Source organism: Kitasatospora sp. MBT66 (assembly GCF_000710405.2).
In the GTDB taxonomy this organism is placed as follows: Bacteria; Actinomycetota; Actinomycetes; order Streptomycetales; family Streptomycetaceae; genus Kitasatospora; species Kitasatospora purpeofusca.
In genome coordinates, this window is the sequence record NZ_JAIY01000003.1 from 906,536 (window position 1) to 924,571 (window position 18,036).

The following is an 18,036-nucleotide window of genomic DNA, read 5'->3' on the forward strand; positions in this document are numbered from 1 at the left end:
CCGGACAGGGCGGCACTCGGGCGCCACGCCGCCCCGGCAGGCGGGGCGGCGTTGTCGTCCCCGGCCTGCGTGCTCGCGGCCGGGGACGACGTGCTCACGGCCGGGGCCGGAGTCGGGGACGGTGACGGAGACGAGGCGCAGCCCGCCGTGAGGGCGAGCAGCGCCAGGATCGCCGGTGCTACGCGTGCGGTCGGCCCGGTCAAGAGGTCTCCATTCGTCGTTCCCGGATGTCCACCCGTCAGGAGTGGGCGCGTTCCCAGAGCTCGGTGACCTTGCCGGAGGCGTCGACGGCCACCTTGTAGTCGCCCGCCGAGCAGGGGTACGAGCCCTTCTCACTGTGCGGGGAGGCGAGGCACTCGTTGATGTGCTTGACCACACCGGCCAGGTCGACGTCCTTCGGGGCCGCCATCACCGAGCTGAGGTGGCCCTTGGCGGTGGGGGCGAAGGCCGCCGTCCGGTCGGCGCCGACCGGTTCGAAGGACACGTCGTTGACGCCGCAGGCGTCCTTGGTGTCCCGGTAGGCGAGGGTGGTGGTGCTGGTCCCCTTCACCGGGTAGATCCACTTCTGGCCGGCGGGCAGCGGCGCGTGGGTGCAGAAGCCCTCCGGCTCGTCGGAGGCGGACCCGGCGGGCGCGGTGGCCGGCGCGGCGCCCTTGGTGGCGGGCGCGGTGGCCGGCGACGTGGCGGGCGCGGCGGCGGCGGGCGGCGCGGTGGTGCCCTTGGCGCTCTGGTCGGGCGAGTTGTCCGGACCGCAGGCGGCCAGACCGAACGCGGCGGTCGCGACCAGAGCCGTGGCGAGCAGTCTCCTGGAAACGGGCATGACGAAGGAACCCCCGTGTAATGCATGATCAGATGGACGGTGCGGCCGACAGACTAGCGTCTTTCGCGGGCGAACCTCCCGCGGAGAGACCCCTCCGGCAGCCGCACCGTCGCTGCCCGCTACCGACGCTCGGGCCGGCGGGCGTGGAGGAGGGCGGCGTCGAGCGGGAGCGGGGTGTGGGCGAGGAGGTCGAGGCCGGCGGCGGCGAGGAGGTCCGCGTAGTGGTCGGCGCGGCGCTCGCGGCCGCCGACGTTGCACATCATGTGGACGTCCCAGGCGGTCGCCAGCGAGGCGGATCCGTCGGCGGGCAGCAGGCGTTCGACGATCAGCAGGTCCGCGTGCGCGGGCATCGCGCGCTCGCAGTGCCGCAGGATGGCGCGGCAGCGGTCGTCGTCCCAGTCGTGCAGCACCCGGGACAGCAGGTAGACGTCGCCCCCGGCGGGGACGTCGGCGAAGTCGCCGACCCGGTAGCTGCAGCGGTCGGCGCAGCCCGCCTCCGCCATGGTGCGGCGGGCGGCGTCCACGGCGTGCGGGCGCTCCAGGAGGACGCCGCGCAGCCCCGGGTGGGCGGTGAGGACCCGGGCGAGGAGTTCGCCGTTGCCGCCCGCGACGTCGACGACGGTGCCGCCGTCCGGCCGCGCGGCCGCGGCGGCGAGGGCCGGGTGGGCGGGGACGGGGTCGAACATCCGGGTGCTGGCGGCCATCGAGCGGTCGAACAGGTCGGCGAGCTCGGGGTCGCGGGCGAAGTGGTCGAAGTGGTTCTCGCCGAACAGGTGGTCGAAGGCGGTCTCGCCGGTGCGCACGGTGTGGTCGAGGGCACCGAAGGAGCGGTAGAACGGCCCGCCGTACATCAGGGCGAGCGGCCGCATCGAGGCCGGGGCGTCCTCACGGAGCAGGGCGCCGACCTCGGTGAGGCGGACGCGCTCCCCCTCGGCCGTCACCACGCCGAGCATCGCGAGGTAGCGCAGCAGGGTGGCCAGCGCGCGGGGGTCGGTGCCGGTGCGGCGGGCCAGGGCGGCCCGGTCGATCGGCTCCCCCGGCGGGACGGCGTCGGGCAGGCGCAGCCGGGCGCAGGCCGCCAGGGCCTGGGTGGCCCAGGCCCCCGTCAGCAGGCGCAGGAGCGTTTCCGCAGGCTGGTCGGTGGACGGGCGGGTGCCGGACTGCTCGGCCGGGCGGGCGGCCGGGCCGTCGGCCAGGTGGCGGGCCAGGACGTCGCGGTGGTCGCCGGGCGCGTACAGCTCCACCCGCCGGTACCCGGCCAGGGAGGCGGCGGGCGCGGTGAAGTAGAGGACGGTGCCGTTCTCGTGCGGGTTGTAGCCGCCGCCGTCGGGGGCGGCGCCCCGGTCGGCGAGCAGGGCGCACAGTCCGCGCAGGAGCAGCGGTTCCGGGCGCAGGACCTCGAAGGCGAGGTGTGCCTCGTGCTGGTGGGCCCGCTCGTGCTCGGCGAGGGGCCGCAGGTCCGAGCCCGGCGGGACGGTCAGCGCGAACACCTCGACCGCGCGCCGGGTGCCGTCCGCCGCACGCACCCCGGGGCGCAGGATCGACACGTCCAGTCCGGCGGCGTCGCGGCGGTGGCGGGCGGCGAGCCGGTCGCGGACGACGGAGCTGGGGAGCGGTGGGGTGTCGGCGGCCAGGCCGCAGGCGGCGAGCTCGGCGCGCAGGGTCGCCGGGTCGGGCGGGAACACCAGCACGGCGGCGTGCGCGAACGACAGGTGGCGGGTGAGGGCGTGGAGTTGCGGTCCGGCGAGGCCGGGGAGGAGGAGCGGCAGGAGGGTGGCGGTGTCGTGGTGGCGGACGAAGTCGGCGGCGGCGCGCAGGCGGGCGCCGTCGTCGGGGGTGCCGGCGGTGTTCTCGTCGGCGCCGATGGCGGTAACCGTGGCGGTCATGGCGGGAGTGGTCATGGCAGGGGTGTCCTCGGTGCGGTGCGCTCGCGGCCGGTGCTGCTCAGTGGGCCGACGGGGAACGGTGAGCCCTCGGGGGCTCGGGAAAGTGCGGTGAGGGGCGCGGCTCAGAGGCCGACGTAGTTCTCGGCGAACCAGTCCTGCTGGGCGCGCGAGGTGCGCAGCGCCTCCAGCCGGGCGCGGCGGAGTCCCGCGTCGAAGCCCGACGGGACGCCCTGCGGGGTGGGGGCCGCGTGCAGCAGCCGGACCATCCAGTGCGAGAACTCCATCGCGCGCCAGATGTGTTCCAGGCAGCGCCGGGAGTAGTCGGCCAGGGCCCGGCCGTCGCCGTGGGCGAGTTCGTCGACGAGGGCGGCGGCGAGCAGCTCCGCCTCCAGCACCGCGAGGTTGGCGCCCTTGGCCGCCGAGGGGGTGGGCATGCTCGCGGCGTCGCCCGCGAGCAGCAGGGCGCCGTGGCGCAGCGGTTCGACGACGTCGCTCTCCAGGTCGACGACGGTGCGCGCGACCACGCTCCCCCGGTGCAGCGGGCCGTGTTCCGCGGCGCGCATCCGCAGGTCCAGTTCGTGCCAGACGCGGTCCTCGTCCCAGTCCTCGGGCGCGGTGCCGCGCTCGCACTGGAGGTAGTAGCGGGTGATGTCGGAGGTGCGGGCCATGTGGCCGGCGAAGCCCCGCTCGTGCACCGCGTAGCCGACCGCGTCCAGGCTGGGCGGCGCCTCGACCAGCAGGCCCAGCCAGGACAGGCCGTGGTCGTGGCGGTGGACGACCGTGCCGGGCGGCAGCGAGCGGCGGGCGGCGCCGTGCCGGCCGTCGCAGCCGGCGACGTACCGGGCCCGCCAGCGGAGGGGCTCCCCGTCGGGCCCTCGCGCCTCGACGGTCGGGCGGTCGCCGTCCGCGTCGAGCACCCGCAGCGCCTCGGTGCCGAACCGGATCTGCCCGCCGGCGTCCAGGAAGGCGGCGAGCAGGTCGGCGACGAGGTACTGCTGCGGGTAGACGGTGTGGCGCTCGCCCCGGCCGAGCCGGGCGTAGTCGAGGCGGAAGCTGCCGTCGTCGGTGCGGAACTCGCAGGTGGCGTGGGGTCGGCCGTGGCGGCGCAGGCCCTCGGCGAGACCGTGCCGGTCCAGGATCCGGACGGTGTTCTCGGCGAGGAAGCCGGCCCGGGCCCGGCTGTGCAAGCGGGCCCGGTCGGCGCGTTCCAGGACGACGCAGTCGATGCCGGCCCGCTGCAGCAGGTTGGCGAGGACCAGGCCGGCCGGGCCCGCGCCGAGGACGACCACCTGGGTGGTCCGGTCAGCCGTGCCGTTGCCCGGATTGTCGGTGTTCAAGAAGTTCTGACGCTCGGTCACAGGAAATGGATCATAATCACCGTCGGATACATGAAACGACGTAAATCACCCTCACGGGTGAATAAGGTGACAATGCTTCCTTTCCGGTCGTGGACGCCGATCGTCCGCCCGCGGTCCGGTTCGCCGCCTCCTCCGCGGCCGTGGCAGAGTGGCGCGATGAAGACCATCGGCCTGCTGGGCGGCATGAGCTGGGAATCCACCGCGACCTACTACCGCCTCCTCAACGAACTCACCCGGGACCGGCTCGGTGGCCTGCACTCCGCCAAGTGCGTGCTCTACTCGGTGGACTTCGCCGAGATCGAGCGGCTCCAGGCCGCCGGGGAGTGGGAGGCGGCGGGCCGGCTGCTCGCCGACGCCGCCCGCGCGGTCGAGGCGGCGGGCGCGGAGCTGCTGCTGATCTGCACCAACACGATGCACAAGGTCGCCGACCAGGTGGCCGGCGCGGTGTCCGTCCCGCTGCTGCACCTCGCCGACGCGACGGCGGCGGCCGTCCTGGCCGCCGGGGTGACCCGGGTCGGCCTGCTGGGCACGGCGTTCACGATGGAACAGGACTTCTACCGGGACCGGCTGGCCGCCCACGGTCTGGACGTCCTGGTCCCCGACCCGGCGGGCCGGGCCCTGGTGCACCGGGTGATCTACGAGGAGCTGTGCCTCGGGGTGGTCCGCGAGGAGTCCCGGGCCGAGTACCGCCGGGTGATCGCCGAGCTGGTCGCGGAGGGCGCGCAGGGCGTGATCCTCGGCTGCACCGAGATCGAGCTCCTGGTGGGGCATGGCGACAGCGCGGTCCCGGTGTTCCCGACCACCCGCATCCACGCCGAGGCCGCCGTCACCGCCGCGCTGTGAGGGGGGTGCCGCATTCGACCCGACGGAGAGGGCCCGCCCGGTCGAGCGGAGTGCCGCGCCCCGTCCCGGCGACGGCCGGGACGGGGCGCGTTGTACAGGTGCTCGGTCCTTACGAAGTGCCCCCCAGGCCGATCAGCAGATGGCAGACGAACACGGCCGGCAGGTAGCCGACCACGGCCCCGACGGGCCAGCGGGCCGCCCCGGTCCGGTCGAAGCGGCGGGCGGCGAGGGCGGCGACGGCGACCGGCAGCAGCGCCAGCCAGCCCCACCCGGCCGGTCCGCCCGTCCACGGCCGCAGCACCGCCAGCGACACCGCGGCGGACGCGACCGCGGAGCCGAGTGCGAGCGCGACGGTCGTGCGCAGGCCGAAGACCCGGACGTAGGTGCGCTCGTGCGCGCCCGGCTCGCGGACGACCTTGCGGACCAGTTCGTGGTGGGTGGCGGCCAGCATGATCACCGCCAGCAGCGGCAGCACGTGCTTCCCGGCCCGCGCGACGGTGTCGCCGTCCAGCCCGGTGTCGTGCAGGAACACCGCGTACAGGTAGAGGTTGAGCAGCACCTGCACCGGGGAACTCAGCAGGACGCCGGTGACGACGGCATCGCCGCGCGGCCACCCGAACCGCAGCTCGGCGCCCACCAGCAGTACGGTGTAGCCGAGTTGGGCCGCGATCAGCAGCAGGGCGGCCCGGTTGCCGGCGTTCAGGAGGAGCAGGAACGCGGCCCCGGCGCCGAACAGCAGGTACAGGTCGCGCGGCAGTACGGCGCCGCGCGCCAGCGGACGGGACGGGTTGTGGCGCCGGTCGTACGGCAGGTCGCGCAGGTCGTCGGCGGCCCGCATCAGGAGCAGGTCGACCAGCACGGTCAGCGCGGCCCCGACCGTGCCCCAGCCCGGCCGCCAGTCCACGACCCGCGCGTCGGCGGCGGCGAACAGCCCGGTGGCGCCCACCGCCCACACCCCGGCGAACACCAGCGACAGGGGCAGCGGGAAGCTGCCGCGCAGGAAGGCGCCGAGGCGGACGGCGAGCGGGCCCGGGTCGGTGGTCGGGGCCGGTGCCTCCGGCACGGTGGCCGCCTCCGGCCCCGTCGTGGCGCGCCGGGCGGCCGGGGGGCTCACACCGGCCGCCCCTCCGCGGCACCGGCCGCCGTCCAGCGGACCGGCAACTGCCAGACGCCGTTGATGAACATCGTCCGCCGCCAGTCCAACTCGTCCTCAGTGGCGGCGAGTTCCAGGACATCGAAACGGCGCAGCAGCGCGTGGACGCCGATCTGCAGCTCGGCCCGGGCGAGTTCGGCGCCCAGGCACAGATGACGGCCGTAGCCGAAGGCGAGGTGGGAGCCGACGTCCGAACGGTCGGGGTCGAAGGCGTCCGGGTCGGTGAAGACGGCCGGGTCGCGGTTGGCGGTGTCGGTGAGCGGCACCACGATCCGCCCGGCCGCCACCGGGCAGCCGCCCAGTACCGTGTCCTCGGTCACCAGGTGCGGCGCCCCGCCGGTGTTGTTGAGGGAGCTGAAGCGCAGCATCTCCTCGACCGCCGCCGGGATCCGCTCGGGCTCCGCGCGCAGGCGCTTCACCAGGTCGGGGTGGCGCAGCAGGAGCAGCACGCACATCCCGAAGGAGTTGCCGGTGGTCTCGTAGCCGGCCATCAGCATGCCCGAGCCGAGCGAGACCACCTCCCGCTCGGACAGCCGCTGCTCGGGGTCGTCGTCCGGGCGCAGCGCCAGCCTGGTGAGCAGGTCGTCGGCCGGGGTGCCGGCCTCGGCGGCGCGCCGCTTGCCGTCGACCAGGGCGGTGAAGTAGTCGTCCATCCGGGCCTGGGCGGCGGCGACCTCCTCCCGGGTGTGACCGGAGGTGGACATCAGGATGTCCACCTCCGCGCGCAGCATCGCGCTGTCGTCGAGCGGGACGCCGAGCACCTCGCAGATGACCCGCATCGGGAAGGGCACGGTGAAGCCGCCCACCAGATCGGCCTCGCCGGCGGTGGCACCGGCGGTCAGGTCGTCGAGCAGCTCCTCGGCGAGTGCCTCCAGGCGCGGCCGCAGCAGGCGGACCTGGCGGGCGGTGAACGCCGGGAGGATCGCGCGCCGGCGCCGGGTGTGGTCGGGCGCGTCGGCGGTGGCCAGCAGGACGGACTCGGTCTTGCGGGCGAACAGCGGGCGGGCGAGCTCGGTGTAGCCGGCCCGGCTGAAGCGGTCGTCGCCGAGCACGGCCGTGACGTCCTCGTGCCGGGTGACCAGCAGGGCGGGCTGGCCGCTGGACAGCTGCACCGGGTGCGGGGCGCGGGCGTGCAGGACGTCGTGGTAGGCGTCCGGCGGGCGCACGTCGCCGGCGGGCGGGAAGGGGAAGCGGGCCGGGTCGTCGGTCATGTCCTGTCGCCCTTCTCGGTGCTGGCGGTTCCGTCGGTAGGGGAGGTTGCGTCGGTCGGGGCGGTCCGGGTGGTCAGGGCGGTTGCGTCCGACTCCCCCGGCTCCCCCGACTCCTCGGGGTCCTCGGGCTGTTCGGACGGCGGCAGCAGCCGCACCGTCCCGGCCGCGCCGTCGATCTCGATCCAGGCGCCGTCGGGTATCGCCGTGGTGGCGCCCGGGACGGCGACCACGGTGGGGACGCCGAGCAGGCGGCCGGTGATCGCCGTGTGGGACAGCAGGGTTCCGCGTTCGACGACCATGCCGGTGGCGGACATCATCAGGAACAGCCAGCCCGGGTCGGTCTCCCGGGCGACCAGGATCCGCCCGGCGGCGAGGTCCGGGTCGGTGGACGGGTCCAGCACGACCTTGGCCCGGCCGCGCACCACGCCGCCGCTGGAGCCGATGCCCCGCAGCAGGCCGTCGTCGGCGGCGGCGGCCTTGCCCACCGCGCTCGCCCTCGGCAGGGCCCGGGCGAGCGGCAGTCCGGCGGGCGTGCCCAGCAGGGCGGGGCGCTGCGGGTTCTTCGCCCAGCGCTCGCGCTGGGTGCGGCGCAGCGCGACCAGGGCGCGCAGGTCGGTCACGGTGCCGGTGCCGTCGAAGGCGCCGATGACCTCCTCCACGGTCAGGTCGGCGACGTCGAGCGCGTCGTCCAGGACGCCGGTGCGGGCGAGTTCCGCGCCCAGCCGCCACATCACGTCGCGCGACAGCCCGAACAGCTGGGTGCGGCAGAACCGGGTGTCCTCGCGGATCCGGGCCAGGTCGCGGGCGAGGGAGGTGACGCCGAGCAGGACGGCCCGCCGGGCCGGGTTCGGGAGCACCTCGCGCAGTCGTTCGCGGGCCTTGCGGGCGGCGGCCTGCTCGTCGGCGCGGCTGGCCGCCACCGTCGCGCCCTGGCGCACCAGCGGGCGGATCAGCGCGAGCACCGTCCACGGGCGCTGGCGGGGCGTGGGCTCCTCCAGCTTCAGGTCGTGCAGCGCGCGGTCGCCGTAGCGGGCGACGTAGCCGCGCGCCGCGTCGCCGACGGCCGCACCGTGCTGGCCCTCGACGATCTGCTGCCACAGCTGCTCGGGGTCGCTCGCGTCGTCGAGCACAGCGGCCCGCAGTTCGGGGACGGCGCCGACGAGTTCGGCCAGGCCCATGGCCGCGCGCACCGCCTCCAGCGAGCGGTTCTCCCGCCCGCCGCCCATCAGGCCGACCAGGACCTGCGGGCCCTCGCCGGTCCAGCGGCGCAGCAGGACACTGCCCGCGCCGAGCACGACGAGCGCGATGAAGGCGTTGACCAGGGTGACGCCCCAGCGCTCGCCGGCGCGCTCCCAGAGCCGCCGGTAGAAGGCGATCAGTTCCTCCGGCGAGTCGCCGATCGTCTCGGCCTCGGCCATCTGCCGGTCCCACCAGCGCAGGAAGCTCTTCACCTGCCACGGGTGGAGGGCGCTGCGCCAGGCCAGCCGGGGCAGGGCCAGGGCGACGGCCGGGGCGGCCCAGCGGCGCTCGCCGCGGGCGGGGCCGGTGATGCCCATCGCCTGTTCCCAGCCGCGGCGCACGAGTTCGAACATCGGCATCTGCCCGTGCAGGGCGTGCCAGTCGTCCAGCCGGTAGTAGACCTGGCCCTCCAGGTAGCCGACCATCCGGGCGAGGCGGTGGGCGTTGTCCCGCACCCAGGACTCGGGGACGCCCATCCGCCGGTAGAGGTCGGCGAAGGAGCGGCGGTAGAACTCGCGGGACTGGGAGAAGGTCAGCGCGCCGGAGACGCCGGGGAAGCTCTCGGTGATGTTGTGGTTGCCCCAGTAGACCTGGGCGGTCCCCGGGTCCTCCGTCGCGGCGGTGGCGGTTGCAGCGGCGGTTGCAGTGGCGGTGGCGGCACCGGCCGCCGGGGCGGTGCCGGCCGTGGGCGGCGCGGTGACCAGCGGGCGGGCCTGGAGCAGGTGGACCGCGCCGTCCTCGGTGAGGGCGCCCTCGATGTCCTGGGGGACGCCGAAGAGTTCCTCCACCTTCGCGGCCAGCTCCGCCACCTCGCGCACCTGGCCGTCGTCCAGCACCGGGACCTCGGCGAGTTCGGCGGCCACCGGCAGGAGCGCCGGCGAACCGGCGGCGGCGCCCTCGGGCAGGCCCATCGACCACTGCTTGCGCACGGTCCGCGCGGTCACCTCGTCGGTGGCCGGGTCGTGGAAGAAGTGGTCGATGTCCGCCTTCTCCTGGACGACGCCCTCGCCGATGCCGTAGGCGGCCGCGACGACCCGGAGGACCGCGCCGTCGCGCGGGTCGCGGGTGAACGCGACGAACGAGCGGGTGCCGAGCACCATCCGCTGGATGCCGACCGCCACCCGGGCCCGCAGCGGGTCCAGGCCGCGCAGGGTCCGGTAGCGCACGGCCTGCGGGTTGAACGCGGAGGCCCAGCAGCCGAGGACGGCGTCCTCGAGGCCGTCCTCGTCGACGTAGAGGAAGCTGTCGCTCATGCCGGCGAACGGGTCGACCGCGCTGTCCTCGCCGATCGCCTCGGACGCCTCCGGGGCATCGGCTGCACCGGAGGCGTCATCCGCACCGGCGGCGGCCGGGACCACGCACGCACGCACCGCGACCAGGCCCTCCGGTCCGGCCACGGCCGCGAACTCCTTGCGGATCCGCTCGGCCAGCGTCACCGGCAGCCGCGCGCCGACCAGGGCCTCCCGGGCCGCCGCGCACCAGCTCTCCACCTCGGCCCGGTCGGCGCCGTCCGCCGGCTCGGCCGGCAGCGACGGGCGCAGCGCGTCCAGGGCCTGGTCGAAGGCGGCGGCGGGCAGGCAGAAGAACTCCGGCACCCGGAACCCGGCCCGGCGCAGCACCTCCTGCCGGGCGAACTTGTTCCCGACCCGGGCGGCGTCGGCCAGCATCTCGCCGCCGTCCGTCGCCGCGGTCACCACGAGTTCGGTCATGCGCCCCCACCACTCCGTCCCGTGCCGCCCCAGCCGTCCAGGTGCAGCACGCTGTCCACCGGCCGGCGCGGCGCCGGTCCGAATCCGTCCCCCAACACGTGCGCGGTGGGGATCAGGGCCCCCTGGCGCACGTCGCCCGGCAGCCCGAGGAGGTCGGCGACCTCCTGTTCGGCGTCCAGGTGCACCGTCGTCCACGCCGTTCCCAGGCCGCGGGCGCGCGCGGCGAGCATGTAGCTCCAGGCGGCGGGGAGGAGCGAGCCCCACACCCCCGCCTGGTTGGCCGCCGTGAGCGGGCGGCTGCCGAGTTCCAGGCACGGGATCACCAGCACCGGCACCTCGTGCAGGTGCTCCGCCAGGTGCCGGCCGCCGGCCAGCATCCGGTCCGACACCCCGCCGGCGGACGCCCCGGCGGCCGGGGCCCCGCCCGTCGGGACGCCGACCGCCGCCGCTTCCCCGGCGGCGGCGGGCGGCGGGTAGCGGGCCTCGAAGGACCGCCGGTAGACCTCGGCGATCCGCTTGCGCAGCCCGGCCTCGGTCACCACCAGCCAGTGCCAGCGCTGGGTGTTGCCGCCGTTGGGCGCCTGGAGCGCGATCTCCACGCACTCGCGGACCTGGTCGAGGTCCACCGGGCGCGACAGGTCCAGCCGCAGCCGAACCGAACGCGTGGTGGTGAGCAGTTCGTCCGGCGTCGTCGGCACCCCGACCCGCGGCGGGCGGGCGGCGGCGCTCACCAGAGACCCGGCACGAGGCGGGAGTGCCCGGCCGCGTAGTCGCGGTAGCCGGGGATGTTCAGCAGCATCCGCTCCTCGGTGCGGATGCGGAAGGTGATCGCACCGGCGAGCACCACCAGCAGCACCACGCTCAGCGGGTTCAGGAAGAACACCACGAAGCCGACGTGCGCCGACAGCATGCCCGCGTAGGCGGGGTGCCGGATGAACCGGTAGACGCCCCAGGTGACGACCTGGTGGTCCGTCTGCCGGGTCACATGGTGCGAGTAGAACCGCCCCAGCGTGCGGATCGCCACCTGCCGCAGCACGACCCCGCCGACGAACACCGCCGCCGGGAGCAGCAGCAGCGGCGACCACTCGTCCCAGGGCAGCGGTCCCAGCACGGCCGCGGACACCGTCGCGATCCGGGCCGTCGCGTAGAACAGCAGCGACGCCGACTCGCGCGGCGCCGAGCCGGAGGTCCGGAAGGTCACCGGGATCTCGACCGCCAGCCACGCCAGGTAACAGGCGGCCAGCACGGCCGCCACCAGGTCCACCCCTTCGCCCGCGTGCCGCAGGTGGACCACCAGCCCGGTGGCCACCGCGATCACCGCGACCACGAACAACAACTGCGGTGCCCGCACCGCCCACGACGAGCCCGTGCCCGTCACCTGTTCCGCCCCGCTCACTTCGCCGACCTCCGCTTCAAGTAACCCGCGCGGCTGAGGGTGTGGACGCCGATCTCCAACCGGCCGTACCCCTCGCCGCTCTCCGCATCCACCACCGCGAACCCGTACACCGCGCGCGCCCCGCGCGCCGGTGCGAACTCCCACCACAACTCCAGCGGCACCTCGATCGGCAGGCCGGTCGGCAGATCCGCCTCCAGCGACAGCCAGAGCATCTGCGCGTCCGAGTCCCGCCCGTGGGCCGTGTGGCCGAGCATCGTCGCCATCTGCCGGGCGGACTCGACCAGCGCGCCCAGGGTGTGCACCCCGGCGCCCGCCAGCCGGTGGCCCGGTGGCGGCACCAGTACCGCGGCCCGCTCCACCCGCACCGCCTCGCCCAGCAGGACGTTCTCCGGCCGGTGCCGGTGCACCAGCGCCGGATCGGCGGGAACCGCACCCTCCCGGCCGGCCGGGGCCCACGTCCCGCCGAAGCGGATCGAGGCCCGGCTGACGGCCTCGCCGTCCTGCAGCGCCACCAACTCCCAGGCCGGTCCGTCGTCGGCCGCGATCGGACCGCCGCTCAGACAGACCGGGGAATCCAGCTCGCACATCCGGTCGAAGCTCATCGAGAGCCGTAACCGGCCACCATCCGCGTCGACCCACTCCGGTGCCCTGGCCCCGAGGACGTCCAGGACTCCCGCCACCAGCACCATTCCGGGCACATGGTCGAGCGGATGATCGAAGAAGCAGAGGTCCTTCTCGTCCACCACCACCGGGACGACCAACCCCGGACCCGATCCGCCGACAATTACGGACGGAACCCCATCTCTTTGGTCGAATCCCTCCCCCCGGAAGTCTTCTGACGAACTGTCATGAACCGATGGAACGTCAGTTCCATATGAGACACCTGGTACCAGCGAGGTCACGAGGACCGAGGTAACCATCGATCACCTGTCCGAGCAACCCGGACCGGCCCACACCCCGACCGGGCCCCGCCCGCGACCAAAAACACCCGCAGCGATGGCCGAAAACCCCATCGCGGACACCTGCCCCGGGGTGGCCCGGGACGCGGGGGCCGCCGCTCCGGGCCGGGTCCGGTCCGACTACGGCTGCAGCATGACGAGCAACTCCGTACCCGGCACCAACTTCCGGTTGACGGACGTCGACTGGACGAACACGGTGTAGGCGGGGTTGTCACCGGGCTTGACCGTGGCCTCCGAGGCCGGCAGGCCGAGCAGCCGGCGGGCCGCCGGACCCGAGAACACCTTGCCGGTCATCCGCCCGGTGGCCGGGTCCTTCTCCGCGACGGCGAGCTGCTTGCCGCCCTGGATCCGCTCCCGCTTGGACAGCTCGTAGAAGGCACAGCCCGTCCGGTAGGTGTGCCCGGCGCCGGTGACGAACTCGCGGATGGGCAGCGGCCGGTCGACCGGGACCAGGGCGTACGCACCCGCGTCCAGGGCGTCGAGCTCGGCGGTGACCACCGCGGCGCTTAGGTCCTGGCCCATGGTGAAGAGGTTCTTGGTGCCCCGCACGCCCTTCTCCCGGCCGCGGAGGAAGCTCGTGGCGGCGGACTTGACGGTACCGATCGCCTCCTCGACACCCTTGCTGGAATCGGCGTCCCAGATCGCGATATTGCCCGCGGGGAACCCGTACTCCTGGGCGGTGCGCTTGGCCAGGGAATTCGGGACCAGGATCGCCGAAGTCCAGTGGTCGGGCAGCCCGGCCATGGCCCCGTGGATCCGCTCCATCCAACCGCGCAGCACGGCCTTGCCCTTGGCGCCCGGTATACGGATGTGCATCTTGCCGCTCTCGGAGCAGCCGGAGGCGTTCTCCTCCCCGTCGGTGACGACGACCTGGAGGAAGGAGTGCTCCCCGTACCCCTCCCAGATGTTCTTCAGATCGTCGACGGACTTCACGGCCGCCTCGATCAGCGCCGTCGCGCCGTTGTCGACCCGGTAGAGGCCCTTCAGGGAGGGCAGGTGCTTGACGTCCATGTCCCAGACGAGGTTCCGCACTTCGTGGTCGAAGGCGTAGAGGCTGATCCGGGTCTCGTGCCCGAGCCGGTCGGACTCCTCCTGGAGGCCCTTCACGAACTCGTCCACGACCCGGACCAGCTGCTGCTCGTGCTGGCGCATCGAGCCGGACTTGTCGACCACCAGCGAAACGTGGTTGACCTTGTGGTCGATCCTGTTCGTGGACATTCTTCTCCCCTTTTCCCAACGCCTTTTCCGGCGCTCCCCTCGGCGTTGTTCCAACCCTATGGGGAGGCACTGACAATTCCGCCGGACCGGGGGCGCCCGCGGCCGGGGAATCGCGCCGGGCGTCGGACCCGGGCAGCAAACCGGAAAATCGGGTCGGGGATTCGGGTCGGACTGTCGGGTCGGACTGTCGGGTCGGAGCTCCGGGGCGGGATATCAGGCCGGGCCGACGGCGGCGCCCGTGGCGCGCTCCTGCAGCAGGGCGGCGAGCGCGTCGGCGTACGGGCGCGGCCGGCGACGGCAGGGCAGGGCGAGGCCGAAGTGCCGGGCGGGGCGGGGCGGGGTGACGGGGACGACCCGGGTGCCGGGCTGCGGCGGGTCGAGGGCGACCTGCGGGACGAGGGAGACACCGACGCCGGCGGCGACCAGCGAGCGGGCGAAGAAGTAGTCGGTGGTGGAGCCCGCCACCCGCAGTTCGAAACCGGCCATCAGGGCGTGGCGGCGCAGGAAGGCCTCGGTCTTGGCGCAGCCCAGCACCCAGGGGTCCTCGGCGAGTTCGGAGAGGTCGAGGACGTCCCGGCCGGCCAGCGGATGGTGCTCGGGCAGGACGACCGACAGCGGGTCCGTCATCAGCGGCGTCCACTCCAGGCCGGATCGGTCGCCGGGGACGACGGGCAGCGGCCCGTCGAAGTGGTAGGCGAGGGCGAGGTCGGCGCTGCCGTCGCGGACCATCGGGAGGCTGTCCTCCGGTTCGCGCTCCACGATCCGCAGTTCGACCTCCGGGTGCGCCGCCGCGAACCGGGCCAGCACCGGGGGCAGCAGGTGGCGGCCGCCGCTGGTGAAGGTGGCGAGCGTCAGCCGGGGCCGGTCCGCGCCCAGGCGGGCGATCCGCTCCTCGGCGTGCCGCAGTTCGGCGCCCACCGCGACGGCGGCGTCGACCAGCAGCCGCCCCGCCTCGGTCAGCCGCACCCCGCGCGTCGAGCGTTCCACCACGACGGTGCCGAGGCCGCGTTCGAGGGCCGCGATCTGCTGGGAGACGGCGGAGGGCGTCAGCAGCAGCGCGGTGGCGGCGCGGTTGAAGCTGCCGTGCTCGGCCACGGCCTGGAGCATGGTGAGCCGTCTGACGTCGAGCATGGTGGTTCCCCCCGGGTCCGCGCTGGTGCCGCCGCCCTGCTCCCCGGCGGCGTGCGGCGGGCGGGCGCGGAGAGGACAGTACCCCGATGACACCGCATCCGGGTACGGCCGGTCGGCCGGCCGACCGCTCAGCCCTCGGCGGGTCCCGGCCCCGGCCCCGCTCCCGTTGCCGAGCCCGGCGGAGCGGGCGTCAGGACCGTACCGACCAGCTCCGCCAGCCGGGTCCTCAGCTCCTCCCGGCCCAGGCCGCCCGGCCCGGCCAGGTGCTCGACCAGGTCGGCCCGGACCGCGGCGAGCAGGACGTGGGCGGTGAAGCCGCTGTCGGCCGCGACCGGGATCCGCTCCAGCAGCGTACGGAGCAGGGCGTGCCAGCGCGCGTAGTGCTCCGTCCGGTACGGGCCGGCGTCGCCGTCCTCCAGGGCCAGGGCCAGCGCGCGGTTGTCGAGCTTGAAGCGGAGCAGGGCGTCGAGCAGGGCGGGGACGCGCTCGGCCGGCGAGGCGTCGGGCCCGAGCGGCGGCGGCCCGGCCGCGACGGCGGCGCCGAGCGGTTCGAGCCGGGCCTCGTACAGCGCCCGGAGCAGCCCGGCCCGGTCGCCGAAGGCCCGGAACAGCGTGCCCTTGCCGACGCCGGCCGCCGCCGCGACCTCGGCCATCGTGACGTCCTCGGCGTTCTCCCGCCGGGCGAACAGGGCGTCGGCGGCCGCGAGAACGGCCTCCCGGTTGCGGACGGCGTCCTTGCGGGACCTGTGCTCCGACATGCGTCCGCTCCCCTCCTGTGCGGGCCCGGGATCCGTGCACGGGCGCGCCGGATCCGCGCCGACTAAACGGACCGGTGGTCCGTACGACCGGAGGACGAGGATACCCAGGCCGACCCGGCGAGGCCGCCGAGGCCGCCGCGCGGCACGGCGGGGAGGAGCGGGCCGACGGGTCTTCACCAAAGATCCGCGAGGTCGACCCCCAAGAGATCTTGACCCCGGCGGGCAGATAGTATGTACCCGCACGTGAGGCCCGGCAGAAGGCCTCCCGTTGCGTGCGGCCGCCCATGAGGCCTCTTCCGCGCACCCTCCTCCCGTCTGCCGACACCCGTGGCGCCGTCCGTGACCCTCGACGCCGGACGGGCAGCACCGGGTCGCCGACCCGTCCCGCCCGCACCACCGCGCGCGGGAACCCCGCACCGGACCGTGGCCCCGCGCGGGCCGTTCCCGTGCGCGTCCATCAACGAAACGTCAGCTCAGGTAATCTCATGCACCCCCACCACGCCGTCATCGACGGCTTCCACTACGGCTGGCTCAACCCGGTCCTGTCCTACCTGGTCGCCTGCACCGGAGCCGCGCTCGGCCTGCGCTGCACCGTCCGGGCCCTCGACCTGCCGCCGCGCAGGCGGCTCGGCTGGCTGCTGCTCGGCGCCGCCGAGATCGGCTGCGGCATCTGGACCATGCACTTCCTGGCGATGCTCGGCTTCACCGTCAGCGGCTCGACCATCCTCTACAACGTGCCCCTGACGCTGTGCAGCCTGCTGCTGGCGATCGTGGTCTGCGGCCTCGGCATCCTCTATGTCGGCTACCGGCCGCGGCGCCCGAGCACCCTGCTGGTCGGCGGCACCGTCATGGGCCTGGGCGTGGCGGCGATGCACTACCTCGGCATGGCCGCGATGCACGTCCAGGGGCAGGTGTCCTACGACACCCTCACCGTGGCCGGCTCGATCGCGATCGCGATCGCCGCGTCCGCCACCGCGCTGTGGATGACCCTCAACATCACCGGCATGCTGGCCTCGCTCGCCTCGGCGCTGATCGCCGGTGTCGCGGTGGTCGCGATGCACTACACCGGCATGGCCGCCGTGTCGGTGGTGCTGGACGGCCGGACCCCGGTCGGCGGCCTGCCCGCCTCCCAGTTCATCACCCCGCTCGCGGTGGCCGTCCTCGTCCTGCTCTCGCTCGGCGGGATCGCGCTGATGCTGTCGCCGCACGACGCCTCGCTGTCCGGCCTGGACAAGGACCGGCCGGAGCCGGTCCGGGTGCCGCTGTTCGAGCGCCAGGGCTGACCGGCCCCCGGCCCCGGCTCTGACGGCCGGGAGGTGTGACGTCGACGGCCCGGCCGCGGGGATCTCCCGTGGCCGGGCCGTTTCGGCGTGTCCGTTCCTTGCGCCGGGCCGCGTTCCGTGCCGCGTCAGACGGCCGTGAGGGTGCGCCAGGGGCGGGTGCCGAGGTCGGCGGGGGTGCCGTCGAGGACGGCCGCGGTGCGGGTCGACGGGTCCAGGGTGACGGTGGCGAGACTCGCCCAGCGGCGGCCGAGCGCTTCGGCCGGGTCGGGCAGGCAGGTGACGGGTGGTTCGCCGGGACCGGTGACCAGGCAGCGCGCGAGCGCCGCCGAGGTGTCCGGGAGCGGACGGAGGCCCGCGAGCCGGGCGCGGACGAAGTCGTGGCGCTCGCCCGAGTCCGGCTGGTAGAGCCAGGACTTCTCCTCCGCCGCCGGTACCGGTGTCAGGAAGTGGTTGGTGCGCACCAGCAGGCCGCGCTCGTCCGGGGCGACCGCGAACACACCGGCCGGACTGAGGTCGAGCAGGGTGGCCTCCGTCCCGTCGAAGAGCGCGAACGAGCCGGAGGAGGCGAGCGGAGCGGAGCGGACCAGGTCGACGGCCTCGGCGACACTACCGGCCTCCGCGAGGACCACCGCCGCGAGGACGTGCACCGGCACGCCGCCGACGCCGTCGCGGGCGTGCCCGAGGATGTTGAAGTGCAGGGCGAGACCCGCGCTGTTGATCCCGACCTTGCCGAGGATGCCGTCCTCGGTGAGGCCGACGACGGTGTGCCGTCCGCCCCGTGACTCCAGGGTGTGCCAGTGGGCGCTCAGTTCGACGTGCCAGTCCCAGGTCTGCACGCCGAAGGTGCGCACCGGCTCGGCGGGACCACCGGTGCCGCCGGTGTCGGCGGGGGGCTCGGTGGTCCGGCGCACCAGGGTGGTGCACTCCCCCGGCGGGACGGTGGCGCTGCGGGCGAGGATCTCGGTCCGGGCGTTGAGGGCGGCGAGGCGCCAGGGGTCGAGCCCGGCGCCGTGGGCGATGCCCTCGATCTCGGCGCGGGCGCCCGGGCGGAACTCCCCGACGGCGTCGAGGG

At 74.7% G+C, this 18,036-nt stretch carries 15 protein-coding genes; 2 read left to right on the forward strand and 13 right to left on the reverse strand.

The window, feature by feature from the left end; all coding sequences use genetic code 11:
• Positions 1–238: 238 nt before the first annotated feature.
• The 3 genes from BI06_RS50360 to BI06_RS06090 all read right to left on the reverse strand — a co-directional run bounded on the left by BI06_RS50360 (position 239) and on the right by BI06_RS06090 (position 3,995).
• Complete coding sequence (locus BI06_RS50360) at positions 239–820, reverse strand: hypothetical protein (protein ID WP_043465567.1); 582 nt, start codon at positions 818–820, stop codon at positions 239–241.
• Between the two features lie 119 nt (positions 821–939).
• Positions 940–2,721, reverse strand: a complete 1,782-nt coding sequence (locus tag BI06_RS06085) for a methyltransferase (protein ID WP_082558294.1) — start codon at positions 2,719–2,721, stop codon at positions 940–942.
• Between the two features lie 107 nt (positions 2,722–2,828).
• Positions 2,829–3,995, reverse strand: coding sequence for a 4-hydroxybenzoate 3-monooxygenase (locus tag BI06_RS06090; RefSeq protein ID WP_043466310.1), 1,167 nt, complete (start codon positions 3,993–3,995; stop codon positions 2,829–2,831).
• 225 nt (positions 3,996–4,220) lie between these two features.
• Here BI06_RS06090 and BI06_RS06095 point away from each other — a divergent pair, with 225 nt between their 5' ends.
• Entirely contained in the window at positions 4,221–4,907 is a 687-nt protein-coding gene (locus tag BI06_RS06095; protein ID WP_030395483.1) for an aspartate/glutamate racemase family protein, read from the forward strand.
• A 109-nt stretch (positions 4,908–5,016) separates the two neighbouring features.
• Here BI06_RS06095 and BI06_RS06100 read toward each other — a convergent pair whose 3' ends face one another.
• The 9 genes from BI06_RS06100 to BI06_RS06140 form a co-directional block, all read right to left on the reverse strand.
• Positions 5,017–6,021: a hypothetical protein gene (locus tag BI06_RS06100; protein ID WP_043465569.1), complete on the reverse strand. Its 1,005-nt coding sequence runs from the start codon at positions 6,019–6,021 to the stop codon at positions 5,017–5,019.
• Positions 6,018–7,271: a cytochrome P450 gene (locus BI06_RS06105; RefSeq protein ID WP_051740300.1), complete on the reverse strand. Its 1,254-nt coding sequence runs from the start codon at positions 7,269–7,271 to the stop codon at positions 6,018–6,020. The genes BI06_RS06100 and BI06_RS06105 overlap by 4 nt, the downstream gene beginning before the upstream one ends.
• Positions 7,268–10,219, reverse strand: coding sequence for a PEP/pyruvate-binding domain-containing protein (locus tag BI06_RS06110; RefSeq protein ID WP_051740301.1), 2,952 nt, complete (start codon positions 10,217–10,219; stop codon positions 7,268–7,270). Before BI06_RS06110 ends, BI06_RS06105 begins: the two co-directional genes overlap by 4 nt.
• The gene (locus BI06_RS06115) at positions 10,216–10,950 is read right to left on the reverse strand and encodes a nitroreductase family protein (protein ID WP_233290024.1); all 735 of its coding nucleotides are present in this window, start codon (positions 10,948–10,950) and stop codon (positions 10,216–10,218) included. Before BI06_RS06115 ends, BI06_RS06110 begins: the two co-directional genes overlap by 4 nt.
• Positions 10,947–11,615 (reverse strand): isoprenylcysteine carboxylmethyltransferase family protein, encoded by a 669-nt coding sequence (locus BI06_RS06120; protein ID WP_051740302.1) that lies wholly within the window; start codon positions 11,613–11,615, stop codon positions 10,947–10,949. Before BI06_RS06120 ends, BI06_RS06115 begins: the two co-directional genes overlap by 4 nt.
• On the reverse strand, positions 11,612–12,376 hold the full coding sequence (locus BI06_RS06125) for an AfsA-related hotdog domain-containing protein (RefSeq protein WP_030395489.1): 765 nt from the start codon (positions 12,374–12,376) through the stop codon (positions 11,612–11,614). Before BI06_RS06125 ends, BI06_RS06120 begins: the two co-directional genes overlap by 4 nt.
• 318 nt (positions 12,377–12,694) lie before the next feature.
• Entirely contained in the window at positions 12,695–13,792 is a 1,098-nt protein-coding gene (locus BI06_RS06130; RefSeq protein ID WP_043465571.1) for a vWA domain-containing protein, read from the reverse strand.
• Between the two features lie 213 nt (positions 13,793–14,005).
• Positions 14,006–14,923, reverse strand: coding sequence for a LysR family transcriptional regulator (locus BI06_RS06135; RefSeq protein ID WP_043465573.1), 918 nt, complete (start codon positions 14,921–14,923; stop codon positions 14,006–14,008).
• 128 nt (positions 14,924–15,051) lie between these two features.
• Positions 15,052–15,681 (reverse strand): TetR/AcrR family transcriptional regulator, encoded by a 630-nt coding sequence (locus BI06_RS06140; RefSeq protein ID WP_043465576.1) that lies wholly within the window; start codon positions 15,679–15,681, stop codon positions 15,052–15,054.
• A gap of 485 nt (positions 15,682–16,166) precedes the next feature.
• On the opposite strand from BI06_RS06140, the gene BI06_RS06145 reads away from it, so the two are divergent.
• Positions 16,167–16,964, forward strand: coding sequence for an MHYT domain-containing protein (locus BI06_RS06145; RefSeq protein ID WP_051740303.1), 798 nt, complete (start codon positions 16,167–16,169; stop codon positions 16,962–16,964).
• Positions 16,965–17,089: 125 nt separating this feature from the next.
• On the opposite strand, the gene BI06_RS06150 is transcribed toward BI06_RS06145, so the two are convergent.
• A partial coding sequence (locus BI06_RS06150; protein WP_051740304.1) for a C45 family peptidase occupies positions 17,090–18,036 on the reverse strand: 947 nt, incomplete at its 5' end.

What these genes read in the sequence shown, in the direction of transcription:
- BI06_RS50360 (WP_043465567.1), bottom strand. Translation starts at nt 820, where the DNA reads ATGCCCGTTTCCAGGAGACTGCTCGCCACGGCTCTGGTCGCGACCGCC.
- BI06_RS06085 (WP_082558294.1), bottom strand. Translation starts at nt 2,721, where the DNA reads ATGACCACTCCCGCCATGACCGCCACGGTTACCGCCATCGGCGCCGAC.
- BI06_RS06095 (WP_030395483.1), top strand. Translation starts at nt 4,221, where the DNA reads ATGAAGACCATCGGCCTGCTGGGCGGCATGAGCTGGGAATCCACCGCG.
- BI06_RS06105 (WP_051740300.1), bottom strand. Translation starts at nt 7,271, where the DNA reads ATGACCGACGACCCGGCCCGCTTCCCCTTCCCGCCCGCCGGCGACGTG.
- BI06_RS06110 (WP_051740301.1), bottom strand. Translation starts at nt 10,219, where the DNA reads ATGACCGAACTCGTGGTGACCGCGGCGACGGACGGCGGCGAGATGCTG.
- BI06_RS06130 (WP_043465571.1), bottom strand. Translation starts at nt 13,792, where the DNA reads ATGTCCACGAACAGGATCGACCACAAGGTCAACCACGTTTCGCTGGTG.
- BI06_RS06135 (WP_043465573.1), bottom strand. Translation starts at nt 14,923, where the DNA reads ATGCTCGACGTCAGACGGCTCACCATGCTCCAGGCCGTGGCCGAGCAC.
- BI06_RS06140 (WP_043465576.1), bottom strand. Translation starts at nt 15,681, where the DNA reads ATGTCGGAGCACAGGTCCCGCAAGGACGCCGTCCGCAACCGGGAGGCC.
- BI06_RS06145 (WP_051740303.1), top strand. Translation starts at nt 16,167, where the DNA reads ATGCACCCCCACCACGCCGTCATCGACGGCTTCCACTACGGCTGGCTC.